This is a genomic window from Burkholderiales bacterium, assembly GCA_015075645.1.
Lineage (GTDB): Bacteria > Pseudomonadota > Gammaproteobacteria > Burkholderiales > Casimicrobiaceae > VBCG01.
Genome location: JABTUF010000001.1, coordinates 431,687 through 457,445 on the forward strand (window position 1 = coordinate 431,687; position 25,759 = coordinate 457,445).

The 25,759-nt window shown below is 70.6% G+C and carries 22 protein-coding genes; 9 read left to right on the forward strand and 13 right to left on the reverse strand.

Going from position 1 to position 25,759, the window contains the following annotated elements:
* Positions 1 to 17: 17 nt before the first annotated feature.
* The 3 genes from sucD to HS109_01975 all read right to left on the reverse strand — a co-directional run bounded on the left by sucD (position 18) and on the right by HS109_01975 (position 2,677).
* Positions 18 to 893, reverse strand: a complete 876-nt coding sequence (gene sucD / locus HS109_01965) for a succinate--CoA ligase subunit alpha (GenBank protein ID MBE7521130.1) — start codon at positions 891 to 893, stop codon at positions 18 to 20.
* Positions 894 to 903: 10 nt separating this feature from the next.
* Positions 904 to 2,070, reverse strand: coding sequence for an ADP-forming succinate--CoA ligase subunit beta (sucC, locus tag HS109_01970; GenBank protein ID MBE7521131.1), 1,167 nt, complete (start codon positions 2,068 to 2,070; stop codon positions 904 to 906).
* Positions 2,071 to 2,137: 67 nt separating this feature from the next.
* Positions 2,138 to 2,677: a DUF2889 domain-containing protein gene (locus HS109_01975; GenBank protein ID MBE7521132.1), complete on the reverse strand. Its 540-nt coding sequence runs from the start codon at positions 2,675 to 2,677 to the stop codon at positions 2,138 to 2,140.
* 129 nt (positions 2,678 to 2,806) lie between these two features.
* Here HS109_01975 and glpK point away from each other — a divergent pair, with 129 nt between their 5' ends.
* The 3 genes from glpK (at position 2,807) to HS109_01990 (ending at position 6,107) form a co-directional block, all read left to right on the forward strand.
* Positions 2,807 to 4,285, forward strand: coding sequence for a glycerol kinase GlpK (gene glpK / locus HS109_01980; protein MBE7521133.1), 1,479 nt, complete (start codon positions 2,807 to 2,809; stop codon positions 4,283 to 4,285).
* Positions 4,286 to 4,407: 122 nt separating this feature from the next.
* On the forward strand, positions 4,408 to 4,890 hold the full coding sequence (locus HS109_01985) for a winged helix-turn-helix transcriptional regulator (GenBank protein MBE7521134.1): 483 nt from the start codon (positions 4,408 to 4,410) through the stop codon (positions 4,888 to 4,890).
* Positions 4,891 to 4,928: 38 nt separating this feature from the next.
* Positions 4,929 to 6,107, forward strand: coding sequence for an MFS transporter (locus tag HS109_01990; protein MBE7521135.1), 1,179 nt, complete (start codon positions 4,929 to 4,931; stop codon positions 6,105 to 6,107).
* Positions 6,108 to 6,124: 17 nt separating this feature from the next.
* Here the strand turns inward: HS109_01990 and ugpQ are convergent, their stop codons facing one another.
* From ugpQ to HS109_02025, 7 genes are all read right to left on the reverse strand, one after another.
* A complete protein-coding gene (gene ugpQ / locus HS109_01995; GenBank protein MBE7521136.1) occupies positions 6,125 to 6,862 on the reverse strand; it encodes a glycerophosphodiester phosphodiesterase in 738 nt (245 codons plus the stop codon).
* On the reverse strand, positions 6,862 to 7,926 hold the full coding sequence (locus HS109_02000) for a sn-glycerol-3-phosphate import ATP-binding protein UgpC (GenBank protein MBE7521137.1): 1,065 nt from the start codon (positions 7,924 to 7,926) through the stop codon (positions 6,862 to 6,864). The genes ugpQ and HS109_02000 overlap by 1 nt, the downstream gene beginning before the upstream one ends.
* 2 nt (positions 7,927 to 7,928) lie before the next feature.
* Complete coding sequence (ugpE, locus tag HS109_02005) at positions 7,929 to 8,777, reverse strand: sn-glycerol-3-phosphate ABC transporter permease UgpE (GenBank protein ID MBE7521138.1); 849 nt, start codon at positions 8,775 to 8,777, stop codon at positions 7,929 to 7,931.
* Positions 8,778 to 8,872: 95 nt separating this feature from the next.
* Positions 8,873 to 9,754, reverse strand: a complete 882-nt coding sequence (gene ugpA / locus HS109_02010) for a sn-glycerol-3-phosphate ABC transporter permease UgpA (protein MBE7521139.1) — start codon at positions 9,752 to 9,754, stop codon at positions 8,873 to 8,875.
* 110 nt (positions 9,755 to 9,864) lie between these two features.
* On the reverse strand, positions 9,865 to 11,193 hold the full coding sequence (gene ugpB / locus HS109_02015) for a sn-glycerol-3-phosphate ABC transporter substrate-binding protein UgpB (GenBank protein ID MBE7521140.1): 1,329 nt from the start codon (positions 11,191 to 11,193) through the stop codon (positions 9,865 to 9,867).
* 132 nt (positions 11,194 to 11,325) lie between these two features.
* Positions 11,326 to 14,421 carry an efflux RND transporter permease subunit gene (locus HS109_02020; protein MBE7521141.1) on the reverse strand — a complete coding sequence of 1,032 codons (3,096 nt, stop codon included), beginning with the start codon at positions 14,419 to 14,421 and terminating at the stop codon, positions 11,326 to 11,328.
* 4 nt (positions 14,422 to 14,425) lie between these two features.
* A complete protein-coding gene (locus tag HS109_02025; GenBank protein ID MBE7521142.1) occupies positions 14,426 to 15,652 on the reverse strand; it encodes an efflux RND transporter periplasmic adaptor subunit in 1,227 nt (408 codons plus the stop codon).
* Between the two features lie 145 nt (positions 15,653 to 15,797).
* On the opposite strand from HS109_02025, the gene HS109_02030 reads away from it, so the two are divergent.
* Together HS109_02030 and HS109_02035 are read left to right on the forward strand one after the other, a co-directional pair.
* Positions 15,798 to 16,802: a tripartite tricarboxylate transporter substrate binding protein gene (locus HS109_02030; GenBank protein ID MBE7521143.1), complete on the forward strand. Its 1,005-nt coding sequence runs from the start codon at positions 15,798 to 15,800 to the stop codon at positions 16,800 to 16,802.
* A gap of 339 nt (positions 16,803 to 17,141) precedes the next feature.
* Positions 17,142 to 17,456, forward strand: coding sequence for a hypothetical protein (locus HS109_02035; protein ID MBE7521144.1), 315 nt, complete (start codon positions 17,142 to 17,144; stop codon positions 17,454 to 17,456).
* Positions 17,457 to 17,470: 14 nt separating this feature from the next.
* Here HS109_02035 and HS109_02040 read toward each other — a convergent pair whose 3' ends face one another.
* Positions 17,471 to 17,851, reverse strand: a complete 381-nt coding sequence (locus HS109_02040) for a DUF423 domain-containing protein (protein ID MBE7521145.1) — start codon at positions 17,849 to 17,851, stop codon at positions 17,471 to 17,473.
* A 78-nt stretch (positions 17,852 to 17,929) separates the two neighbouring features.
* On the opposite strand from HS109_02040, the gene HS109_02045 reads away from it, so the two are divergent.
* The 4 genes from HS109_02045 to astB all read left to right on the forward strand — a co-directional run bounded on the left by HS109_02045 (position 17,930) and on the right by astB (position 22,243).
* A complete protein-coding gene (locus tag HS109_02045) occupies positions 17,930 to 18,277 on the forward strand; it encodes a RidA family protein (protein ID MBE7521146.1) in 348 nt (115 codons plus the stop codon).
* 232 nt (positions 18,278 to 18,509) lie between these two features.
* Entirely contained in the window at positions 18,510 to 19,721 is a 1,212-nt protein-coding gene (locus tag HS109_02050) for an aspartate aminotransferase family protein (GenBank protein ID MBE7521147.1), read from the forward strand.
* Between the two features lie 82 nt (positions 19,722 to 19,803).
* On the forward strand, positions 19,804 to 20,847 hold the full coding sequence (gene astA / locus HS109_02055) for an arginine N-succinyltransferase (protein ID MBE7521148.1): 1,044 nt from the start codon (positions 19,804 to 19,806) through the stop codon (positions 20,845 to 20,847).
* 58 nt (positions 20,848 to 20,905) lie between these two features.
* The gene (gene astB, locus HS109_02060; GenBank protein ID MBE7521149.1) at positions 20,906 to 22,243 is read left to right on the forward strand and encodes an N-succinylarginine dihydrolase; all 1,338 of its coding nucleotides are present in this window, start codon (positions 20,906 to 20,908) and stop codon (positions 22,241 to 22,243) included.
* A 55-nt stretch (positions 22,244 to 22,298) separates the two neighbouring features.
* Here astB and HS109_02065 read toward each other — a convergent pair whose 3' ends face one another.
* Positions 22,299 to 23,573 (reverse strand): MFS transporter, encoded by a 1,275-nt coding sequence (locus tag HS109_02065; GenBank protein ID MBE7521150.1) that lies wholly within the window; start codon positions 23,571 to 23,573, stop codon positions 22,299 to 22,301.
* 387 nt (positions 23,574 to 23,960) lie between these two features.
* Positions 23,961 to 25,754, reverse strand: a complete 1,794-nt coding sequence (locus tag HS109_02070) for a hypothetical protein (GenBank protein MBE7521151.1) — start codon at positions 25,752 to 25,754, stop codon at positions 23,961 to 23,963.
* Positions 25,755 to 25,759: the final 5 nt, after the last annotated feature.

Below are 25,759 nucleotides of genomic sequence, written 5' to 3' on the forward strand. Positions count from 1 at the left end.
CCCGCCGGCGCAAGCGACTACAGCACCGACTTCAGGAGCTTCCCCATCTCCGCGGGATTCTTCGTGACCTTGATGCCGCAGGCCTCCATCACCGCGAGCTTCTCCTGCGCGGTGCCCTTGCCGCCGGAGATGATCGCGCCCGCGTGGCCCATGCGTTTGCCCGGCGGCGCCGTGACGCCGGCGATGAAGCCGACGATCGGCTTCTTCATGTTCGCCTTCGCCCACACGGCGGCCGTTTCCTCGTCGCTGCCGCCGATCTCGCCGATCATGACGACCGCGTCGGTGCCCGGGTCGTCGTTGAACAGGCGCAGCACGTCGACGTGCTTGAGGCCGTTGACCGGGTCGCCGCCGATGCCGACCGCGCTCGACTGGCCGAGCCCGAGTTCGGTGAGCTGTCCGACCGCCTCGTAGGTGAGCGTGCCGGAGCGCGACACCACGCCGATGCGGCCCTTCTTGTGGATGTGGCCGGGCATGATGCCGATCTTCAGCTCGTCGGGCGTGATCACGCCCGGGCAGTTCGGGCCGAGCAGCAGGGTCTTCGACCCCTTCATCCGGTCGCGCGTGCGGATCATGTCGCGCACCGGGATGCCCTCGGTGATGCACACGACGAGGTCGAGTCCCGCGTCGACCGCCTCGTCGATCGCCGCCGCGGCGAACGGCGGCGGCACGTAGATCACGCTGACGGTCGCGCCGGTCGCCGCCTTCGCGTCGGCCACCGTCGCGTAGATCGGGATGCCCTCGAAGTCCTCGCCGGCCTTCTTCGGGTTGACGCCGGCGACGTAGCAGGCCTTCCCGTTCGCGTACTCGCGACACATGCGCGTGTGGAAGGCGCCGGTCTTGCCGGTGATCCCCTGCGTGATCACCTTGCTGTGCTGGTTGATCAGGATCGACATCGCGGTCTCCTCAGCGCCCGCGCGCGGCGGCGACGACCTTTTCCGCCGCTTCCGCCATGTTGTTGGCCGAGATGATCGGCAGGCCCGACTCGGCGAGGATCCTGCGCCCGAGTTCCTCGTTCGTGCCCTTCATCCGCACGACCAGCGGGACCTTCAGCGCGACCGCCCGCGAGGCGGCCACGACGCCCTCGGCGATGGTGTCGCACTTCATGATGCCGCCGAAGATGTTGACGAGGATCGCCTTCAGGTGCGGATTCCGCAGCATGATCTTGAACGCCTCGGTGACCTTCTCGGCGGTCGCGCCGCCGCCGACGTCGAGGAAGTTCGCCGGCTCGCCGCCGTAGAGCTTGATCGTGTCCATCGTCGCCATCGCGAGTCCGGCGCCGTTGACGAGGCAGCCGATGTCGCCGTCGAGCGAAATGTAGGAGAGGTCGAACTTCGAGGCCTCGATCTCCGCGGGATCCTCCTCGTCCAGATCGCGCATCTCGACGATGTCGGGATGGCGGAAGAGCGCGTTCGCGTCGAAGTTGAGCTTGGCGTCGAGCGCGACGACGCGGCCGTCGTCGGTGAGGATCATCGGGTTGATCTCGGCGAGCGAGGCGTCGGTCTCGTCGAACACGCGGTAGAGCCCGGCGAGCATCGCGCGCGCGGCGGGCACGCTCGCGTCGGGGATGCCGATCTTGCGCGCGACTTGGTCGGCCTCCGCGTCGGAGAGCCCGGTCTTCGGGTCGATGAAGACGCGAACGATCTTCTCCGGCGTCTTCGCGGCGACCTCTTCGATGTCCATCCCGCCCTCGGAACTCGCCATCAGCGCCACGCGCTGCGTGACGCGGTCGACGACCATGCCGACGTAGAGTTCCTTCGCGATCGCCGCGCCGTCCTCGATCAGGAGCCGGCGCACCTTCTGGCCCCCGGGGCCGGTCTGGTGGGTCTTCAACTGCATCCCGAGGATCTCGCCGGCGAGCTTGCGCACCTCGTCGGGCGAACGCGCGAGCTTGACGCCGCCGCCCTTGCCGCGGCCGCCGGCGTGGATCTGCGCCTTGACCACCCACACCGGCCCGGGCAGCGACTTCGCCGCGCGCACCGCGTCGTCGACCGAGAACGCCGGGATGCCGCGCGGGACCGAAAGGCCGAACCGGCGGAAGATCTCCTTGCCCTGGTACTCGTGGATTTTCACGTGATCGCTCCGTCGTGCCGGTCGTTTCGTCAGCGACGCGCGCGGCCTGCGCCCGGCCGCGCGCCCTTCAGGCGGCGCCCCGGTACCACTTCGGGTACCAGCGACGCACGGTGTCCGTGTGCGACTCGAGCGCGTGGCAGCGGTCGAGCTGGAACGGCTTGTGGCGTCCGTCGTCCTCGGGCACGAGGCTCGCGAACATCTGCACCGCCGCCGTCGGCAGGTGTCCGGCGAGTTCGGTCAGGTGCGAGCAGCCGCGCACGCTGCCCAGCCGGTCCTTGACGACACCGCGAAACCCCTTGATGAGATTCGCACCGACGAGGCGGGCATACCCGGCCTCGATCGCCTCGCAGCCGCCCGGATACGGCGTCGCCGGCATCGAGGCCTCGACCGCGTGGATCGTGTAGTCGCGATCGATCGTCACGCGCAGCCACATGTCGTGGATCGGCTCGCCCGGCGCGCGCACGCCGGTCATCAGCCGGTAGGGCGCGGGTTTGGTGTCGACCAGGCGCGCCTCGAGGTCGAAGCGCCCGTCCTCGCGGCGATAGCCTTCGCAGACGACGCTACGGGTGTGCAGCAGGGCGCGCGGAACCGGCGGGGTCAGGGCCATCGATCGTCAGGGGCAAGCGGGACCTCGTACTTCGTCCCGCGCGCCGACCGGACCCGGCGGCGCACTACAATGGGGCAGAAGGACGATATTTTACGACGCGGCGCGCCGGTGCCGCAACCGGAGCTTCCGATGCCCCACGTTCTCGCCCTCGACCAGGGCACCACGAGTTCGCGCGCGATCGTGTTCGACGGGAGCGGCGCGGTGCGCGCGACCGCGCAGCGGGAGTTCCGCCAGATCTATCCGCAGGGCGGCTGGGTCGAGCACGACGCGACCGAGATCTGGGCGACGCAGTCGGGCGTGCTGCACGAGGCGATCGCGAAAGCCGGCGTCGCGGCGCGCGACATCGCCGCGATCGGCATCACCAACCAGCGCGAGACGACGCTCCTGTGGGAGCGCGCGACCGGCCGGCCGGTCGCCCACGCGATCGTCTGGCAGGACCGCCGCACCGCGCCGATGTGCGACGCGCTGCGCGAGGCGGGCCACGCGAACGCCTTCCTCGCGAAGACCGGGCTCGTGCTCGACGCCTACTTCTCGGGCACCAAGCTCAGGTGGCTGCTCGACCACGTTCCCGACGCGCGCGAGCGCGCGCGCCGCGGCGAACTCGCGTTCGGCACGATCGACAGTTGGCTCCTGTGGAACCTCACCGGTGGCCGCGTGCACGCGACCGACGCGTCGAACGCGAGCCGCACGCTCCTCTACGACATCCACCGCGGCGTCTGGGACGACGAACTCTGCGCGCTCCTCGACGTGCCGCGCGAGGTGCTGCCCGCGGTCGTGCCGTCCTCGGGCGTGTGCGGCGAGACCACGATCGGCGGCGTCGCGGTCCCGATCGCGGGCATCGCGGGCGACCAGCAGGCGGCGCTCTTCGGGCAGGCCTGCCACGCGCCGGGGCTCGCGAAGAACACCTACGGCACCGGCTGCTTCCTGCTGATGAACACCGGCACGCGACCGGTCGCCTCGTCGAACCGGCTCCTCACCACGGTCGCGTGGTCGCGCAACGGCACGACCGAGTACGCGCTCGAAGGCTCGGTGTTCATCGGCGGCGCCGTCGTGCAGTGGCTGCGCGACGGGTTGCGGATCATCCGGCACGCGAGCGAGGTGGGCGCGCTCGCGGCGAGCGTTCCCGACAACGGCGGCGTCGTGCTGGTGCCTGCGTTCGCCGGGCTGGGCGCTCCGCACTGGGATCCGTACGCGCGCGGCGCGGTCTTCGGGCTCACGCGCGGCGCGAGCGGCGCGCATCTTGCCCGCGCGGCGCTGGAGGCGATCGCGCTGCAGAGCCGCGACGTGCTCGTCGCGATGCAGAAGGACTCGGGCATCGCGCTCTCGGGCCTGCGCGTCGACGGCGGCGCGGCCGCGAACGACCTCCTGATGCAGATCCAGGCGGACGTGCTCGGCGTGCCGGTCGTGCGCCCGAAGGTGCTCGAGACCACCGCGCTCGGCGCGGCCTGCCTCGCGGGCCTCGCGGTCGGCACCTGGAAGGACGCCGCCGAGGTCGCCGCGAACTGGCAGGTCGACCGCGCCTTCGAGCCGTCGATGCCGCGCGATCGCGTCGATGCGCTCGTGGCCCTCTGGCAGAAGGCGGTGGAACGGAGCAAGGACTGGGCGTGAGCGCGGCATTCGACGTCGGGCCGCGAAGGCGGCACGGAGTCGGCGCGGGCCGGCACCGGCGTCTTGCCCGACGCCGATCGCGTGCGTATACTCGCATTTTGCGTGCATGAGCGCCTGTTGCGATGCCCCCGAGCCCGCACACCGTCCGACCGTCCATCGAAGGCGCCTGCGCCTGCGGCCGCCTGCGCCGCGCGTCGCGCGCGCTCACCCAGTTCTACGACGACGCGCTCGCGTCCTCCGGCCTGCGGGTGACGCAGTTCGCGCTGATGCGCTCGATCGCGCGCACCGGCGCGGCGCGGGTGAGCGAGGTCGCGCGCGCGCATCTCCTCGACCGCACGGCGCTCTCCCGCGCGCTCGGTCCGCTGGTCGAACGGGGTTATCTCCGCGTAGCGCCCGGACGGGACGCGCGCACGCGCGAGGTGGCGCTCACGCGCGCGGGTGAGCGGGCGCTCGACGGCGCGTCCGCGGACTGGAAGCGGGCGCAGGCCGCAGTGGCGAAGCGCCTCGGCCGCGAGCGCCTCGACTGCCTGATCGAGGCGCTGCGCGACCTCGAATCCCTCCATCCCGACGCCGTCGCGCGCTCCGATCGGCAGGCCGCAACGTGAACGCCGGCTCCCGCGCCGACTGGCGCACGCCGGCCGCCGTGCTCGTCTGCGGCGGCCTCATCCTGACGCTCGGCTTCGGACTGCGGCACGGCTTCGGACTCTTCCTGCAGCCGATGTCCTCCGAGTTGCACTGGGGACGCGAGTCCTTCGCGCTCGCGATGGCGGTGCAGAACCTCGTGTGGGGCGCCTCCCAGCCGTTCGCCGGAATGATCGCCGACAAGTACGGCTCGGGCCGGGTCGCCGCGGGCGGCGCGGTCCTCTATGTCCTGGGACTCGTGCTGATGGCCAACCCGATCGCGCCATGGTCGTTCGTGCTGGCGACCGGCGTGCTGATCGGCCTCGGGCTCTCCGGGGTCTCGTTCTCGGTGATCCTCGGCGTGATCGGGCGGCGCCATTCGCCCGAGAAGCGCAGCCTCGCGCTCGGCATCGGCGCGGCGGCCGGATCGTTCGGCCAGTTCGCGCTGCTGCCGCTCACGCAGTGGCTCCTCACCCACCTGGGCTGGCGCGGCGCGCTCCTCGCGATGGCGGCAGTCGGCCTCGCGATGATCCCGCTCGCGTTCGGCGTCGTCGAGCGGAAGGCGGCGCATGCGCCGGGCTTGCGCCAACAGTCGGCGCGAGAAGCCTTCCGCGAGGCGGTCGGGCATCGGGGCTACGTGCTGCTCACCGTCGGATTCTTCGTGTGCGGCTTCCAGCTCGTGTTCATCGGCGTGCACCTGCCGGCCTACCTCGCCGACCGCGGCTTCGCGCCGCACGTCGCGGTGATCGCGCTCGCGCTGGTGGGCCTGTTCAACATCTTCGGCACCTACACCGCAGGCTGGCTGGGCGGCCGGATGCCGAAGCGCTGGATCCTGTCGGCGATCTACTTCGGACGCGCGGTCGTCATCGCGCTGTTCGTGTGGCTGCCGATCTCGCTCGTCACCGTCTACGGCTTCGCGGTGCTGCTCGGCCTGCTGTGGCTGTCGACCGTCCCGCTGACCAACGGCATCGTCGCGTCCGTCTTCGGCACGCGCTACCTCGCGATGCTCGCGGGCTTCACCTTCTTCAGCCACCAGATCGGCAGCTTCCTCGGCGCATGGCTCGGCGGCTACCTCTACGACCGCAACGGCAGCTACGACTTCGTCTGGTACCTGTCGATCGCGCTCGGGATCATCGCCGGACTCGTCAACCTGCCGATCGACGAGCGGGAGATCAAGCGGACGGCCCCTGTGCCGGCGTAGGCGCCGCGCCGCCCCGTCTACGTGATGACGTCGACGGCGTCGGTGATCACGGTGTCGACGCCCCAGGCGGCGAGCTCGGCTGCGCGCTCCGCGTCGTTCACCGTCCACGCTGCAACGCGCAAGCCGGCGGCGTGCGCCTCGCGCACGATGTCCGCGCGCAACAGCGATTGCTTGGCGTCGAGCGCGACGCAACCCAGCGCGCGGCAGCGCTCGCGCCAGTCGGTGGGCAAGGTCTCGGTGAGCCAGGCGCGCGGCAGCGCGGGCACCGTCTCGAGCGCCGCCTCGAGCGCGGTGGCGGAGAACGACGACAGGAGCGGCGGCACCTCGCTGCCCTTCCACAGGGCGGCGGCGTCGATCGCGATGGCCGCACCGGTCTCGCGCTCGCGGCCCGGCGTCGGCTTGATCTCGATGTTGAGCGCCACACCGTTGGCGCGGCACCAGCGCGCGACCGCGGCGAGCGTCGGGATCGTCTCGCCTGCGTAGGGCGGCGAGTGCCAGCTCCCGGCGTCGAGCCGCGAGAGTTCGCGCCAGTTGAGCGCATCGGCGCGGCCCGCGCCGCCGGTCGTGCGTTCGAGCGTCGTGTCGTGCAGCAGGAACGGCACGCCGTCGGCGGACAGCTTGACGTCGATCTCCGCCATCCGGTAGCCGTGAGCGTGTCCGAGCCGCAGGGACGCGAGCGTGTTCTCCGGCGCGAGCTTGCCGGCACCCCGGTGCGCGCAGCGCCCGGGATACGGCCAGGGCGGCAGCGCGGCCATCAGCGGATGCGCGCGCCGGTCTGCGCGTCGAACAGGTAGACGCGGGCCGGATCGGCGGCGACATGGAGTTCGGCGCCGGCCCCGGGCTGTTCGCCGTGCGGACGCCGCACGACCGCGGCGTCGCTGCCGTGGGCGAGGTGCACGAGCGCGTCGGCGCCGAGCTGCTCGACCAGTTCCACCGTGCCCGCGAAGAACGCGCCGGCCGGATCGACGAACTCGAGGTGTTCGGGCCGGATGCCGACGATCACGTTGCGCCCGGTCTCCACCTGTCCGGTCGCGAAGCGCGCGATGCCGCCGTGCTCGAGCGCGATCCGCCCGGCGCCCGCGCCCTTGCCGGGCAGGAAGTTCATCGAGGGCGAGCCGATGAAGCCCGCGACGAAGCGCGTGGCGGGGTTCTCGTAGACCTCCATCGGCGAGCCGACCTGCTCGGCGCGGCCGGCGTTCATCACGATCATCCGGTGGGCGAGCGTCATCGCCTCGACCTGGTCGTGGGTGACGTACAGGCTCGTCGTGCCGAGCTGGCGGTGCAGCTTCTGGATCTCGAAGCGCATCTGGACGCGGAGCTTCGCATCGAGGTTCGACAGCGGTTCGTCGAACAGGAACACCTTGGGCTCGCGCACGATCGCGCGCCCCATCGCGACGCGCTGCCGCTGCCCGCCGGACAACTGCCGCGGCTTGCGTTCGAGCAACGGCGCGAGTTCGAGGATGCCCGCGGCGCGCTGGACCGCGACGTCGATCTCGGCCTTCGACTTACCCCGGATGCGCAGGCCGTAGGCCATGTTGTCGTAGACGCTCATGTGCGGATAGAGCGCGTAGTTCTGGAACACCATCGCGATGTCGCGGTCCTTGGGCTCCAGGTCGTTCACCACGGTGTCGCCGATCGCGATCTCGCCGGAGGTGATCGGCTCGAGTCCGGCGACCATGCGGAGCAGCGTCGACTTGCCGCAGCCCGACGGGCCGACGATGACGATGAACTCGCCGTCGGCGACGCGCGCGTCGACGCCGTGGATCACCTCGAGGGTGCCGTAGCTCTTGCGGACATCGCGGAAGTCGACTTTGGCCATCGCTATTTCTCGGTCTCGACCAGTCCCTTGACGAACCAGCGCTGCATCAGGATCACGACGAGGGCGGGCGGGATCATCGCCATCATCGCCGTGGCCATCACCAGGTGCCACTCGGTCGCGGCGTCGCCGCCGCCCGCGATCATCCGCTTGATGCCGATCGCGGTGGTGTAGTAGTCCTCCTGCGTCGTGACGAGCAGCGGCCACAGGTACTGGTTCCAGCCGTAGATGAACTGGATCACGAAGAGCGCCGCCACGCTCGTCCGCGACATCGGCACGACGACGTCGACGAAGAAGCGCATCGGGCCGGCACCGTCGACGCGCGCCGCCTCGGCGAGTTCGTCGGGGATCGTGAGGAAGAACTGGCGGAACAGGAAGGTCGCGGTGGCCGACGCGATCAGCGGCAGCGTGAGCCCGGTGTAGCTGTCGAGGAGGCCCAGGTCGGAGACCACCTTGTAGGTCGGCAGGATGCGGACCTCGACCGGCAGCATCAGCGTGACGAAGATCATCCAGAAGAAGAAGTTCCGCAGCGGGAACTTGAAGTAGACGATCGCGAACGCGGAGAGCAGCGAGATCGCGATCTTGCCGATCGCGATGACGAGCGCCGTGATCAGGCTGTTCAGCATCATCGTCCCGACCGGCGCCGCCGAGTTGCCCGCGCCGCTCTGCCACGCCTGCACGTAGTTCTCGATGAAGTGCCCGCCGGGGACGAGCGGCATCGGCGCGGCGAGGATCTCCTCCGCGGTGAGCGTCGACGCGACGAAGGTCACGTAGACCGGAAAGGCGACGATCGCCACGCCGATCCACAGCACCGCGTGCGTGAGGACCGTCAGCGCCGGGCGGTTCTCGACCATGCCCTCGCGGCGTGCGCCGACCCAGGGCAGCAGTTGCATGAGCCACGGCATGCGGATGCCGCCGCGGCCCGATCCGGAGTCGTCGCGCGCGGCCATCAGTACTGCACCTTGCGTTCGATGTAGCGGAACTGGACCACGGTGAGCGCGATCACGATGGTCATCAGGATCACCGACTGCGCCGCCGAGCCGCCGAGGTCGAGGGCCTTGAACCCGTCCTTGTAGACCTTGTAGACGAGGATCGTCGTCGCCTGGCCGGGACCGCCGCCGGTCGCGGCGTCGACGATGGCGAAGGTGTCGAAGAACGCGTAGACGATGTTGACGACGAGCAGGAAGAACGTGGTCGGCGAGAGCAGCGGGAACACGATGGTCCAGAACCGCCGGCCCGGGCCCGCGCCGTCGATCGCGGCCGCCTCGACGAGCGACTTCGGGATCGACTGCAGCCCGGCGAGGAAGAAGAGGAAGTTGTAGCTGACCTGCTTCCAGGTCGCCGCGATCACGATGAGCACCAGCGCGTCGTTGCCGTCGAGCAGCGGATCCCAGTTCATGCCCGCGCCGCGCATCCAGTGCGCGACGACGCCGAGCGTCGGATTGAACAGGAACATCCACAGGATCGCGGCGACGACCGGTGCGACCGCGTAGGGCCAGATCAGCAGCGTCTTGTAGAGGTTCGCCGCGCGGAGCGCCCGGTCGGCGAACACGGCGAGCAGGAGCGAAAACGACAGGCCGAGGCCCGCGACGAGCAGCGAGAAGACCGCGGTGACGCGGAACGACGCGAGGTACTCGTCCTCGGAGAACAGGTGGCTGAAGTTGTCGAGGCCGACGAACTCGACCTCGATGCCGAACGGATCCTGCGCCAGCATCGACTGCCAGGCGGCCTGGCCCGCCGGCCAGAAGAAGAAGACGATCGTGATCGCGAGCTGCGGCGCCACCAGCGCGTAGGGCAGCCAGCGCGAGCGGAAGACGACGCGCTTGTCCACGACCGGTCAGGCGGCGGAGGATCGGCCGGAGCCGGTCCTCGCCGCCGCGTCAGACGCGTTGTTCACGCAGGTTCCCGTACCCGGGACCGCCCAGGGCCGGCCCCGCGGGCCTACTCCTTCGCGGTCTTCTGGAACCGCCGCAACAGTTCGTTACCGCGCTTGACCGAGTTGTCGAGCGCCGTCTTGGCGTTCTGCTTGCCGGCGAGCATGTTCTCGAACTCCTCCTCGAACGCGTCGCGGATCTGCACGAAGCTCCCGAAGCGCAGGCCCTTCGAGTTCGGGGTCGGCGGCTTGTTGTTGATCTGGCGCACCGACACGTCGGTGCCCGGGTTCTTGTCGTAGAAGCCCGACTTCTTCGTGATCTCGAACGCCGCGAGCGTGATCGGCAGGTAGCCGGTCTTCTGGTGCCACTCGGCCTGGCGGTTCGCGTCGGACAGGTAGGTGAAGAACTTCGCGATGCCGCGGTACTCGTTCTTCTTCTTGCCCGACATCACCCACAGCGAGGCGCCGCCGATGATCGAGTTCTGCGGCGCGCCGGCGACGTCCGCGTAGTAGGGCATGAACGCGACGCCGTACTTGAACTTCGCGTTGCGGTTGATGTTGGCCTGCGCCGCCGACGACGAGGTCAGCATCGCGCATTCGCCGCTGTAGAACTTCGCCTCGGCCTCGTTGCGGCGGCCGGCGTAGGTGAAGTAGCCCTTCTTCGACCACTCCTGCAGGTTCGACCAGTGGCGCACGTGCAGCGGCGAGTTGATCTTGAACACGGTGTCGAGCCCGGCCATGCCGTTCTCGCGCGTGCCGATCGGGACGTTGTGCCAGGCGCTGAAGTTCTCGACGTGCACCCACGACGGCCAGCCGGTCGTGTACGCGCACTTGGAGGCGCCCGACACCTTGATCCTGGCGGCCGCGGCCATGACCTCGGGCCAGGTCACCGGCGCGCGGTTCGGATCGAGGCCGGCCTTCTGGAACACGTCCTTGTTGTAGTAGAAGACCGAGGTCGAGCTGTTGAACGGGAACGACAGCATCTCGCCGCGGCGCGTCGTGTAGTAGCCCGCGACCGCCGGCAGGTAGATCTTCGGGTCGAACTTCTCGCCCGCGTCCTTCATCACCTGCGCGACCGGCCGGATCGCCCCTTTGGCCGACATCATCGTGGCGGTGCCCACTTCGAACACCTGCAGGATGTGCGGCGCGTTGCCGGCCCGGAACGCCGCGATGGCCGCAGCCATCGATTCCGGATAGGCGCCCTTGTAGACCGGGACGATCTTGAATTCCTTCTGGCTGTCGTTGAAGCCCTTCGCGAACTCGTTGACCCGGTCGTTCAGCGCGCCGGTCATCGAGTGCCACCACTGGATCTCGGTCTGCGCCTGCGCGAGCGATGCGGCGCCGGCGAAGAGCGCGGCGAGCGCGACGCGGGCGAGGCGTGCGGGACGGTACGTCATGGTTCCTCCTCGGGTGGGACGATGCCGGGCGATGCGCCCTGTGGTCGCGGCGATTCTAGGGCAAACCGCGCTCCGCGACGAGTCCCCGCGAGGCGCGAGCGTGAGTGCCCCGGTGGCCTTTGCCGGTCCTGGTCAGTCGGCCTGGCCGGGGTGCAGGACCGGGCGGGGCGGAGCGCCGGACGCCTCCCGGGGCTCGGCCGCGCTCCGGCGGCGGCCGGCGAGGAGCGTGTAGGCGGTCGGGACCACGAACAGCGTGAGCAGCGTGCCGAACGACATGCCCCCGACGATCACCCAGCCGATCTGGGTGCGCGACTCCGCGCCCGCGCCGTGGGCGAGGGCGAGCGGCAGCGCGCCCAGCACCATCGCGCCGGTCGTCATCAGGATCGGCCGCAGCCGCAGCGTCGAGGCGTCGACCACCGCGGCGAAGAGTTCCTCGCCCTTCGCGCGGAGCTGGTTGGAGAACTCGACGATCAGGATGCCGTGCTTGGTGATGAGGCCCACGAGCGTCACGAGACCCACCTGGCTGTAGATGTTGAGCGTTCCCCCGGCGAGCCACAGCATCAGGAGCGCGCCGGTCATCGACAGCGGCACCGACAGCATGATGACGAACGGATGGACGAAGCTCTCGAACTGCGCGGCGAGCACGAGGTAGATGAACAGAAGCGCCAGCACGAAGGTGAAATAGATCTCGCCGCCGGACTTGCGGAACTCGCGCGACTGGCCGTCGAGGTCGGTCTGCGCGGTCGGGGGCAGCACGGCCTTCGCGGCGGCGTCCATCGCCTTGAGTCCGTCGTCGACCGTGTAGCCGGGCGCGAGCGTCGCGGTCACCTTGACCGCGCGCAGACGGTTGAAGTGGTTGAGCGACTGCGGCGCCACGCCCTCGCGGATCTGGACCAGGTTCGACAACTGCACCATCTCGTTGTTGCGACCGCGGACCCAGGTCTCGCTGATGTCCGCGGGACGGGTGCGGTCGACCGGCGCGAGCTGGACGATCACGTCGTACTGCTCGCCGTCGCGCTTGAACCGGGTCACCTGGCGGCCGCCGAGCATCGTCTCGAGCGTCCGGCCGACGGTGTCGACGTTGACCGCGACGTCGGAGAGCTTGTCGCGGTTGATCGTGACGCGCACCTCCGGCGTGTTGAGCCGCAGGTCGGTCTGGAGGTTCTGCAGCGCCGGGGACTTGCGCGCCTCGTCGATCACGCGCTCGACCATCCGCTGCAGTTCGGCATAGGGCACCTGCGCCATAATCACGTAGTCGACCGGCTGCGAACGGAACGACTGCCCGAGCGACGGCGGATTCAGCGGGAACGCGATCGCCCCGGGGATGCTCGCGAACTTCGGGCGCAACTCGTCGGCGATCTGCTGCTGGCGCTTGGTGCGCTCCTCCCACGGCTTGAGGCGCAGGATCGCGTTGCCGTCGACCACCGTCGGGAAGCCGGAGAACGCGGTGTAGGCGCCCGCCTCCGGCACGGTCGCATAGAACTGCTCGATCGGCCGCAGGACGTCGCTGGTGTACTGCGGCGTCGAGCCCTGCGGCGCGGTGACGATGCCGAAGATCACCCCGCGGTCCTCGGACGGCGCGAGCTCCGACTTGAGCGACAGGAACATCACGGCGCCCAATGCCGCCACGCCCGCCCACAACGCGACGATGAGCCAGCGGTGGTGGAGCACGGCGGTCAGCGCGCGCCGGTAGCCCGACGTGAGGCCGACCAGCCCGGTTTCGATCAGGTTGTAGAGCCACGAGTGCTTCGTCTGGTGCTTGAGCAGCACCGAGCACATCATCGGCGTCAGCGTCAGCGCGACGAACCCCGACACGACCACCGCACCGGCGAGCGTCAACGCGAACTCGATGAACAGGCGGCCGGTCCGCCCGGTGGCGAACGCGAGCGGCGCGAACACCGACGCGAGCGTGAGCGTCATCGCCAGCACCGCGAAGGCGATTTCGCGCGCTCCCTGGATCGCCGCCTCCCTCCGCGGGATCCCCTCCTCGACGTGCCGGTGGATGTTCTCCAGCATCACGATCGCGTCGTCGACGACGAGTCCGATCGCGAGCACCATCGCGAGGAGCGTCAACGTGTTGATCGTGAATCCGAACAGGTACATGAGCCCGAACGCGCCGATCAGCGACACCGGGATCGTGACGATCGGGATCAGCGTCGCGCGGAAGCTCCGCAGGAACACGAAGATCACCAGCACGACCAGGAGGATCGCCTCGCCGATCGCCTGGAACACCGAGCCGATCGACCGGTCGATGAACACGGAGGTGTCGTACGCGACGATGAGGCGCATGCCCGAGGGCAATCCCGCGTTGATCCGCTCCACCTCGGCGCGCACCGCCGCGGACAGCTCGAGCGGGTTCGCGACCGCCTGCTTGATGACGCCGATGTTGAACGACGGCTTGCCGTTGTAGCGCGATATCGTGCGCTCGTCGATCGGGCCGACCCCGACGGTGCCGACGTCGCGGATGCGGACCGGGTAGCCGCCGACGTTCGCGACGATGATCGCGCCGAACTGCTCGGGCGTCTGCAGGTCGGTCTCGGCGACGACGGTGAACTCGCGCGCCTGCGACTCGATGCGGCCGGCGGGGATCTCGGCGTTCTGCCGGCGGATCGCGTCCTCGACGTCCTGCACGGTGAGCCGGTAGCCGGCGAGCCGGAAGCGGTCGAGGTTGATGCGCATCGACACCTGGCGCTCGCCGAAGATGCGGACGTCCGCCGCGCCCGGCAGCACCGAGAGCCGCGGCTGCACGTAGCGCTTGATGTAGTCGGACGCTTCGAGCGGCGTGAGCCTGCCGGTCTCGACCGCGATGTAGATCACCGGGAACGAATCGGACTCGACCTTCGCGACGACCGGCTCGTCGACGGTGTCGGGGAGCTTCGCCCGCACGCGGGCCACCTTGTCCCGGACATCGGCCGCGGCCGAGTCCGGGTCGCGCTTGAGCGAGAACCGCACGTTGATCTGGCTGCGCTCGGATCGGCTCTGCGAGGTCATCAGTTCGACGCCCTCGATCCCGGAGAGCGAATCCTCGAGCACCTTGGTGACCTGCGACTCCACGACCTCCGCGGAGGCCCCGCGGTAGGTCGTGTTGACCGAGACGACCGGCTCGTCGATGCGCGGGTACTCGCGCACCGCGAGGCGCGTGTAGGAGATCAGCCCGATCAGGAGCACGACGAGCGAGAGCACCGTCGCGAACACCGGCCGGCGGATGCAGATCTCCGGCAGTTGCATTCCGCTAGCCCTTGATGTCGGCCTGCGCGCCGGCCTTCGACGGCGGCGCCGACGCCGTGCCCTTGACCGCGCCCGGCGCGCCACCGGCCTGGGCCGGTCGTGCCGGCGGCGCAGCGACCACCGGCACGCCGTCGCGCACCTTGAGCTGGCCGGCGACGATGACCGTGTCCTCCGGACCGAGCCCCTGCCGGATCTCGACGCGGCCGTCGCCGCGCTGGCCGATGTCGACGCGCACGCGCTGCGCCTTGCCGTCGACGACCCTGAACACGAACTGGTCGCTGCCGAACGGCACGAGCGCCTGCTCGGGGACGACGATCGCGTCCTGCCGCTCGCCGGTGATGAGCCGCACGCGCGCGAACATGCCCGGCCGCAGCGTCGTGTCCGGGTTCGCCACCTGCGCGCGGATCACGATCGAGCGGCCGGCGGCGTCGACGAGCGGGTTGATCGCCAGGATGCGGCCGGCGTAGCTGCGCCCCGGAAGCGCGTCGAGCGTGATCTCGAGCGGCTGGCCGGTGCGCACCTGCTTCAGGAACACCTCGGGCACGCGGAAGTCGACCTTGAGCGGGTCGATCGACTCGAGGTTGACGATGTCGGCGCCCTCCTTCACGTAGTCGCCGACCGACACCGAGCGCAGGCCCACGATGCCGGAGAACGGGGCGCGGATCTCCATCTTCGCGCGCTTCGCCTCGGAGAGCGCGAGCGCGGCCTGCGCGACCTTGAGGTTGTTCTCGGCCTCGTCGCGCGCCTGTCCCGAGATGAAATTGCTCTTCGCGAGGTCGACCGCGCGGTCGAACTTGGTCTTCGCGAGCGTGAGATTCGCGCGCGCCTGCAGGACCTCGGCGTCGTTCACCGCGGGGTCGAGGCGCAGCAGCATGTCGCCCTTCGCGATGCGCTGGCCTTCCTTGAAGCCGATCTCGCTGATGCGGCCCGCCGCTTCGGGCCGGACGGTGACCGATTCGTCGGAGCGGAGGCTGCCGACCGCGATGATGGCCTGCGGCAGCGCGGTCAACGTGACCTTCGCCGCCTCGACCGTCACCGCTTCGCCTCCCTGGGCCGCCGCTCCATTCACCGGTCCCTTGACGGGATCGCCCCCTTGGCCAGCCTTCCCTCCGGCCTGCTGGCCCGACGCGCCCGGCAACGACGCGATCTTGCGCTGGCCCATCCAGTAGCCGCTCCCCGCGGCCGCGACGACGAGGATGACGATGACGGCGACCGCGGCGGGCTTGTTCATGAATTCGGCTGTGGGGCCCGGGGAACGCCCCGGCGAGGCAAAACGACGATTATGGACCGGGGACGGGACCCCGGCAAACCGCGCGGCGCCCCCCGGAGGGGCTTGCTAGAATCGACGCCCCTTCGTCCGCCTTGGGACCTGCACGATGAGCCGACGTTCCCTGACTCTCTTCCGAACCATCACCGGCGCCGTGCTCGCCGCCCTGCTGACCGTTGCCGCCCCGGGCGCCATCCCGGCGGCCGGCGCGCAGGCGTTCCCGTCGAAGCCGGTCAAGCTCGTCGTCCCGTTCCCGCCGGGCGGGTCGCTCGACAACGTCGGCCGCCTCCTCGCCCAGAAGCTGTCGGAGGAGTGGGGGCAGCAGGTGGTGGTCGAGAACAAGCCGGGCGCGGGCGGCAACATCGGCGCCGACGCGGTCGCCAAGTCGCCCGCGGACGGCTACACGGTCGTGATGGGTGCACTGTCCACGCACGCGGTCAACCCGAACCTGTACCGGACGATGCCCTACGACGCGGCGCGCGATTTCGCGCCGATCAGCAACGTCGCGATCACGCCCAACGTGCTGATCGTGAGTTCGAAGTCGCCGGTCCACACGTTGAAGGACCTCATCGCCTACGCGAAGGCGAACCCGGGCAAGACCAACTTCGGCTCGGGAAGCAACGGCAGCGCCGGGCACCTCGCGGGCGAACTCTTCAAGCTCGAGAGCGGCACCGACGTGATGCACATCCCGTACAAGGGCGGCGCGCCCGCGCTGCAGGCGCTGCTCGCGGGCGACACGCAGTTCATGTTCGACAACCTCGCCAACGCGATGGCGCAGGTGAAGGGCGGCACCGTGCGGCCGATCGCGGTGACGACGGCACAACGGAGCCGACTCGCGCCCGACCTGCCGACGATGGCGGAGGCCGGGATGCCGGGCTTCGACATCTCGACCTGGTTCGGACTGCTCGCGCCGGCCGGAACGCCGCCGGAGGTCATCGCGAAGTGGAACGCGGCGGTCGTGAAGGCGCTGAACTCGCCCGACGTGCGCGAGAAGATGCTCGCGCAGGGCGCGGAACCGTCGCCGACGACGCCCGCGGAGTTCGCGGCGTTCATCGCGAAGGAGCGAGAGAAGTACGCGCGCATCGTGAAGGCGAGCGGCGCGAAGGTGGACTAGCGGGGTCGCTGCGTCGGCGAGGGCCCACGGCGCTTGCGCCGGGGATCGACGACGCGCGAATGCGATCCCCGCTGCAGCCGACACTCGGTGGTGCGCCTCGTACCGACGGTGCGATGAGGCCGCCGGCGTCGCGGCAGCGCTTCGGTAGCGTGCGTCGGCGTGCGGTAGCGGGTGCGGGTCCGGGGCGCGCGCCCCGCGCCCGCGGGAAACGCACCGGCTCGCGCCGGGCGATTCCGCGGCGCACGGCGACGCGGCGAACGAAATGCTCGCGATGCGAGCGGCGCGGATATGCCGCGGAATGACCACGACACGCGGCGACAGCGCCGCCAGGAGGAAACGATGAACCGTCGCACGTTGATCGCCGCGGTCGCGGCGACGCTCGCCGCCGTCGCATCGCCCGTCGCGCTCGGACAGCCGGCCTATCCGCAGCAGCCGATCCGCATCGTCGTGCCGTTCCCGGCCGGCGGCGCCACCGACATCCTCGCCCGCGCGGTCGCCGCCCGGTTGACCGAGGCGTGGAAGGCGCAGGTGTTCGTCGACAACCGGCCCGGCGCCGGCGGCAACCTCGGGTCCGAGCTGGTGGCGAAAGCGCCCGCCGACGGCTACACGCTCCTCCTGGGCACGGTCGGCACGCGTCCGGAAAGTCGAGTCTGACCCTGCTTTCCGTCTCACGACCCAACCCGCCACGCCCCCCACGCGAACGCGGCCCAGCCCGCGAGGAACGCGACGCCCCCGAAAGGCGTGACCGCTCCGAATCCGCGCACGCCGGTCAGCGCAAGAACGTAGAGGCTTCCCGAGAACAGCACGACGCCGGCGAGGAAGAGCCAGGCGGCCACCGCGATCGCCGCGGCATCGGGACGCGGCATCAGGAACAATCCGGCGCCGACGAGCGCGAGCGCGTGCCAGCCGTGGTAGAGGACCGCGGTCTGCCAGACCGCCGCCGAGTCCGGTGCGAGACGGGACTTGAGCGCATGCGCGCCGAACGCTCCCAGGGCAACCGCCGCGAACGCGAGGATCGCGCCGAGCGCGAGGGCAAGGCGGGCAGTCATGGTCACGGGTCGCCGGTCGAACGGATCGCATAGAATCCTGCCTTCACGCGGCGTTCGCCGCAACCACGGGAAGGCACCATGACCATCAAGCGTCACCACGTCGGCAAGCGGATGTCGCAGAGCGTCGTCCACGGCAACACGGTCTACCTCGCCGGGCAGTGCGCGGACGATCTCGCCGCCGATCTCGCGACCCAGACCCGCCAGGTCCTCGCGACGATCGACCGTCTGCTCGGCGAGGTCGGCAGCGACAAGACGAAGATCCTGTCCGCGACCGTCTACCTGCGCTCGATCTCCGACTTCGCGGCGATGAACGCGGTGTGGGAGGCCTGGGTGCCGGAGGGTCACACGCCGGCGCGCGCGACGGTCGAGGCGACGCTCGCCCGGCCCGAATACAAGGTCGAGATCGTGGTGATCGCGGCGCTCTGATCCGCGCGGCAACGGCCGCCCGGAGGCCCAGAGGAACCCGACTCGGCTGCCTCGCGCCTGCCACGGCCGGGGCGCCGCCGACCGATGCCTCACGGTTCGCGCGACACGCCGCCCGAAACCGCGTCATCCCTGCTAAGGTTCGCGCATGAACTCCCCGATCGACCCAGCCACCGCCCGCGCGGTGCTCGCCGCCGGCCCGCGCGAGGTCGCCCCCGCATCGCCGCGCGCGTCGATGCCGGTGACGCGCGAGGACTTCGACCGCCTGATGGTCCCCTGCTACGCGCCGGCGGCGTTCGTCCCGGTGCGCGGCGAAGGTTCGCGCGTGTGGGACCAGCAGGGGCGCATGTACATCGACTTCGCGAGCGGCGTCGCGGTCACCTCGCTCGGCCACTGCCATCCGGCGATCGTGCGGGCGCTCGAGCAGCAGGCGCGCACGCTGTGGCACGTGTCGAACTGGTTCACCAACGAGCCCGCGCTGCGTCTCGCGCAGCGGCTCGTCGACGCGACGTTCGCCGACCGCGCGTTCTTCTGCAATTCCGGCGCCGAGGCGAACGAGGCGGCGCTCAAGCTCGCGCGCCGCTACGCGCACGACCGTCATGGCGCGCACAAGATGCGCGTGATCTCGACCGTCAACGCCTTCCACGGCCGCACGCTCTTCACCGTCACCGCCGGCGGGCAGGCGAAGTATTCGCAGGGCTTCGGCCCGAGCCCCGCGGGCATCACCCACGTGCCGTTCAACGATGTCGCGGCGCTCGAGGCGGCCTTCCGCGACGGCGGCGACGACATCTGCGCGGTGATCCTCGAACCGATGCAGGGCGAAGGGGGCATGACGCCGGGCACGCCGGAGTTCCTTCTGGCCGCGCGGCGCCTGTGCACCGAGCACCGGGCGCTCCTGATCCTCGACGAGATCCAGAGCGGCATGGGGCGCACCGGCGCGCTCTACTCGTACATGCAGAAGGGCGTCGTCCCCGACATCCTGACCTCCGCGAAGGGCCTGGGCGGCGGCTTTCCGGTGGGCGCGATGCTCACGACCGACGAGATCGCGAGCGTGTTCTCGGTCGGCGTCCACGGCACGACCTACGGCGGCAATCCACTCGCCTGCGCGGTGGCCGGAGCGGTGTTCGACATCGTCAACACGACCGAGGTCCTCGACGGCGTGAAGGCGCGCCATGCGTTGTTCATGGAGGGGCTCAAGGCGATCAACGCGCGCCGGCCGGTGTTCCGCGACCTCCGCGGCGAAGGCGTCTGGCTCGGCTGCGAACTCGCGGAGCCCTGGCGCGGCAAGGCGGGCGCCGTCATGCAGGCGGCGGGCGAGGCCGGTCTCCTGGTGTTGATGGCCGGGCCCGACGTCGTGCGCATCGCGCCCTCGCTCGTGATCTCACTCGACGAGATCCTCGAAGGGCTCGCGCGCCTCGAGTCCGCGCTCAATCGCGCGTTGACATGACCGGGGTCGGGCTCGACTTTCGCCGTTCCGACGGGCGCCCAATGAGCGAGCCGGCCGGCGAAAGTCGAGTCTGACCCCTTCCATGTTCGTCGTCCGCCCGATCGCGCGCGACGACCTGCCCGCCGTGCTGGCGCTCTGCGAGCGCACCGGCGCCGGACTCACGACGCTGCCCGCGAGCCGGGAACCTCTCGCCGAGCGCATCGACCGCTCGATCGCGTCGTTCGCCGGCGAGGTGCCCCGCGCCGAGGCATGCTACGTGTTCGTGCTCGTGGAACCGGGCCGCGGCGGCGCGGCGCAGCGCGTCGTCGGCATCAGCGCGATCGAGGCGGCCGTCGGCCTGAAGGAGCCCTGGTACAACTACCGCGTCGGAACGCTGGTGCACGCCTCGCGCGCGCTCGACGTCTACACGGCCGTTCCGACGCTCTTCCTCGCGAACGACCACACCGGGCACACCGAGCTCTGCACACTGTTCGTCGACCAGGCGTTCCGCGATGCGGGCAACGGCCCGCTGATCGCGAAGAGCCGCCTGTTGTTCATCGCCGAGTTCGCCGAGCGTTTCGGCGCGAAGGTGATCGCCGAACTGCGCGGGCGCGTCGATGCCTCGGGCCGCTCGCCGTTCTGGGAGGGTCTCGGCCGGCACTTCTTCGCGATGGAATACACGACGGCCGACTACCTGACCGGCATCGGCCAGAAGGCGTTCATCGCCGAACTGATGCCGCGCCATCCGGTGTACGTGAACCTGCTGCCCGCCGCGGCGCGCGAAGCGATCGGCGCGGTCCACGTCGACACCGAGCCGGCGCGCCGGATGCTCGAGCAGGAAGGCTTCCGCTACGACGGCTACATCGACATCTTCGATGCCGGCCCGACGGTCGAGGCGTTCCGCGACACCATCGACGCGGTGCGCCGCTCGCGCGTGATGCCGGTCGTGATCGAGACCGGCGCGGCACCGCCCGAAGCGGTGCGCTGGCTCGTGTGCAATCGCCGCTTCGAGGCGTTCCGCGCGGTGCTCGCGAGCGCGCCGCCGGGTATCGAGCGGGTGCCGCTCACGTCTGGCGCCGCCGCGGCGTTGGGGGTGCAGCAGGGCGACGACGTGCGGGCGGTCGCGCTCGCGCCGCGCGACCGATGAGCGCCCCGCCACCCACCCGCGCGGGGCGCGGTCAGGCCCGCCGGCCTCGCGTACGGCCATGACGCTCGACGTGCAGTTCGACGGCCTGCCCGGCCCGACGCACAACTACTCGGGGATGTCGCCGGGCAACCTCGCGTCGCAGAAGCACGCGGGACTCGCGTCGAATCCGCGCGAGGCCGCGCTGCAGGGACTCGCGAAGATGCGCGCGCTCGCCGCGCGCGGCATTCCGCAGGCGGTGCTGCCGCCGCAGGAGCGGCCGCACCTGCCGACGCTGCGCGCGCTCGGCTTCGGCGGCGGCGACGCCGAGGTTCTCGCGCGCGCCGCCCGCGATGCGCCCTCGCTCCTGTCGGCGGCATCGTCCGCCGCGGCGATGTGGGCCGCGAACGCCGCCACCGTGAGCGCTTCCGCGGACACCGCGGACGGCCGCGTGCACTTCACGCCCGCGAACCTCGTCACGCTCCTGCATCGCTCGATCGAGGCGGAGACGACGACGCGCGTGCTGCGCGCGATCTTCGGCGACACGCGCCGGTTCGTCGTGCACGATCCGCTGCCCTCCGCCGTGCCCGCCGGCGACGAAGGCGCCGCGAACCACACGCGCTTCGCAGGACCTTCGGACGAGGATCCCGGCATCGCGCTTTTCGTGCACGGACGGCAGGCGTTCGACGCGCGGGCGAGCGCGCCGCGGCGCCACCCCGCGCGGCAGACGCTCGAGGCGTCGATGGCCGTCGCGCGCCGCCACGGCCTCGACCCCGCGCGCACGCTCCACGTGCAGCAGCACCCCGACGCGATCGACGCCGGCGTGTTCCACAACGACGTGATCGCCGTGGGGCAGCGGCGGACGCTCCTCGTGCACGAGGGTGCGTTCGTCGACACCGCCGCGACGGTCGCGGCGCTGCGCGAGCGGATCGGGTCCGCGTTCCGGGCCGACGTCGTCGGCGCGGGCGAACTGTCGATCGCGGACGCGGTGGCGACCTACCTCTTCAACGGACAACTGGTCGAGCGGCCCCAAGGCGGGCTGCTCTTCGTCGCTGCAGCCGAGGTGCGCGAGAACGCGCGGGCATCCGCGGTGCTCGACCGCTGGGCCGCGCCGGGCGGCCCGATCGCGGAGGCGCTGGTGCTCGACCTGCGGCAGAGCATGCGCAACGGCGGCGGCCCCGCCTGCCTGCGCCTGCGCGTGCCGCTCACGCCGGACGAGCGCGCCGCGATCGGTGCCCGCGTGTTCGTCGACGACACGCTCGCGGACGACCTCGAGGCGTGGATCCGCCGCCACTACCGCGACCGGCTCCTGCCCTCCGACCTCGCCGACCCCGCGCTTCTCGACCAGTCGCGGCGCGCGCTCGACGAACTGCTGCGCCTGCTCGCGCTGCCGCCGCTCTACGCGTTCCAGCGCGGCTGACGACCACCCGCGACCGGCGCCTGCGGGCGAAAACGGCAGGCCGCCCGGCGCCGCCTCACGCCTCGGCGGTGGCGGGCAGCCGCAGGTGCCGGCGCACCGGCGAGCGCAGCATCGCGCCGCCCGCGAGCAGGAGGCCCAGCACGCCGATCGAGAGCAGCGTCGCGCGCAGGCCGATCACGGTGGCGAGCGCGCCGCCCGCGAGCGAGCCGAGCGGCGCCGCCGCCACGGTCAGGAAGCGCATCGTCGCCGTCATCCGGCCGAGCAGCCGGTCGGGCGTGATCGCCTGGCGCAGCGACAGGTACTGGATGCCGAACATCACGCCGCCGAAGTCGAACAGCAGCATCGCGAGTCCCAGCGCGATCGTGGCGAACCAGGCCGGGCCCGAGACGAGGCCGTAGACCTGCCAGGCGATCGCGGTCGCCGTGAGTCCATGCACGATCATCGGCCCGACGCCGTAGCGCGCGGCCAAGCGTTCGGCCGAGGCCGCCGCCACGATGCAGCCCGCGCCGCCGAACACGTAGACCAGCCCGATCGCGCCGGCGGACAGCCCGAGTTCGCGCGTCGCGAACAGGATCAGCACCGCGAGTTGCGCGTGGTGCAGCAGTTGCCACAGGCCCGCGAGCCACGCGAGCGACCACAAGGTCGCGTTGCCGCGCACGAGCTTCAGCCCCTCGACGATCTCGTGCACGACGCCGGGCCGCGGACCGGTGTGCGGCACGTCGGTCGGGACCTTCAACTTGCGCAGCATCAGCGCGGAGGCGAGGAACGCCAGCGCGTCGGCGAGGATCGCGAACGGCGCCGTCAGCGCCTGGATCAGGAAACCGGCGACGCCGGGGCCGACGAGCGCCGAGCCGGTCTCGCCCAGCGAGATCTTCGCGTTCGCCTCGACCAGCCGCCGCCGCCCGGCCATCTGCGCGAGCAGGACCTGGTAGGCGGCGCCGCCCACGACGTTCTGGACGCCGACGAAGAAGCCGACGGCGTACAGCACCTCGATCGAGAGCCAATGCGTGAACGCGGCGAGCGGGATCACCGCGAGCGCGAGCGCGCGCGTGACGTTCGCCACCAGCACGATCGGCAGCTTGCGCACGCGATCGATCAGCACGCCCGCCTGCAGTGACACCAGCGCGAACGGCAGCGTCTCGAGCGCGACCAGCACGCCCATCTGGAGCGGCGTGGCGTGCAGCAGGATCGCGGCCGTCAGCGGCAACGCGAGATTCGTCACCTGCGCGCCGAACGAGGTGATCGTCAGCGACAGCCACATCCGCCGGAAATCGGCGGACAGCCACAGGCCGGTCAGGTGTCGGGCGAAGCGGCGGCGCAACGTCGGCACGATCGGACACTCCTTCCGCGCGGACGTACCTGTGCGGCGCACGCGCGGATGCGCGCCGCGGCGGACGCGATGCGCGCGTCCGGTCTGCCACACCGGCGGGAAACGAGACGGGGAACGGACCGACCCGGAAACCCGCCGCACACCCGGCGGATTCCCGTCGGGAGAGCGCTAGCGCACCACTCCGAGATCGCCGGGCGGCACGCCGATCGCGAACGCGCGCATCGGGACCTTCGTCTCGAGGCTCGTCTGGCGGAGGTGCGATCGGTTCATCGGTGGCCCGGCGGTGGGGATTGCGATCCGATTGTAGGTCCGTGCCGGAAGCGCGGGCAATGCCGAAGCGCCATCGGCCGGGGGGAAGCGCCGCGGTTGTCGCGGCGACGCAACGCCCTACCTGGCGACGCCGCGCCGTTTCGCGACATCGACGTCGAGGTAGGGAAACGGGTGCTGGGTGAAGCCGCTGTACTTGTACGCGCCGAGCCAGGGTTGGGTCAGCACGTTCTCGTAGCGGAACACCGTGATGTTCCACGGCGCGTACGCGCTCACGAGTTCGTTCATCCGCTGCATGACGCGCTCGCGCTCGGGCCCGTTGGGGAGCGCGCGTGCCTCCTCGTAGAGCTTGTCGAACTCGGGCAGCCGGAACCGGGCGAGGTTCGAGAAGCCCGAGTTCGGTCCGTACAGGAGCCCGAGGAAACCGAAGCCCTCCGGCGTCGTGTTGATGTTGCCGAGCGTGAACATCTGGATCTGGCCCAGGCGCGCCGCCTTGAGCAGGTCGGGCCACTTCTGCTTGACGAACTCGACCTTGAGGCCGATCGCGTTCGCGCTCTTCTGGCGCAGCTCGTCGTACTGGCGGTCGATCGCCGAGGGCGCGGACGCGAGCTTCAGCACGAGCGGCTTGCCGTCCGGCAGTTCGCGGAAGCCGTCGCCGTCGACGTCCCTGTAGCCGAAGCGGTCGAGGAGCGCTTTCGCGGCGGCCGGATCGTAGGCCTTCCGGCCGTCGAGCGACGGGTCATGGCCGGTCACGGTGGGCGGGATCACCTGCGTCGCGGGCATCGCCTGCCCCTGCCGGATGATCCGGATCTCGGCGTCGACGTCGTAGCCCAGCGAAAACGCGCGCCGCAGCGCCACCTTGTCGGGCGCGTAGCCGCCGACGACCGGATCCTCCATGTTGAAGTAGGTGTAGGTGATCGCCGGCTGGACGCCGCGCGAGAGCGCGATGCCCCGCTCCGCGAGCCGCGGCTTCACCTTCGCCGGCGGATCGAGCACGTTCCAGACGAGGTCGTTCGGCACCGCGGCGTAGTCGAGCTGGCCCTGCTCGAAGGCGAGGAGCCGCGGCGTGCTCTCCTCGATGATGGCGACCTCGACCCGCGGGACGAGCGGCAGACGGCGTCCCCTGTACTTCGCCACGATCGCGCGGTCCGCCGGATCGCTGCTGTCGGGGAAGCGCACGTCGCGAAAGCCGGGGTTCGCCTCGAGCACGATCTTCTGGCCGCGACGCCATTCGCGCAGCCGATAGGGCCCGGTGCCGACCGGATTCGACATCGCCCAGCCCGCGCCGTCCGCGTACTTCTCGATCACCTCGCGCGCGACGGCCGACGCAGCGGTCGTGGTCAGGTTCGCGAGCAGTTCGGTGTCGGGGAAATGGAGTTCCAGCCGGATCGTGTAGCGGTCGACGGCCTTCAGCCCCGCGATCGCCTTGTCGTAGTCGAACTTTCCGCCCTCGCGCGCCGGCGCGACCAGCGTCTCCATGCCGACGAAGCGTCCGTCGAACATCTGCATCGAATTCGACCGTATGCGCGGGTCCATCACGCGCTTCCACGAATAGACGTAGTCCTGGGCGGTCAGCTCGCGCTTCTTCCCGTTGAACGCCGGGTCGTCGGCGAAGTAGATGCCGGGCTTGATGCGGATCGTCCACACTCTGCCGCCGTCGCTGACCTCGGGGAGCGCGACCGCGGTGTTCGGAACCAGCTTGTGCGGGCGCGCGAGGTAGTCGTAGGTGTACGGCGTGTCGAAGATGACGCGGTTGATCGCGTTGCTGTAGATGTCGCCGGCCGCCTGCGGGTCGAAACCGGTTTCGGCGACCGGGAACACCGCACGCAGCACCTTCTCCGGTTCGCCCTGCGCGTGCAGCGCGGGCACGGCCGCGAACGCCGCAGCGGCGACGAGCAGGCGGAACGTCGACATCGTCC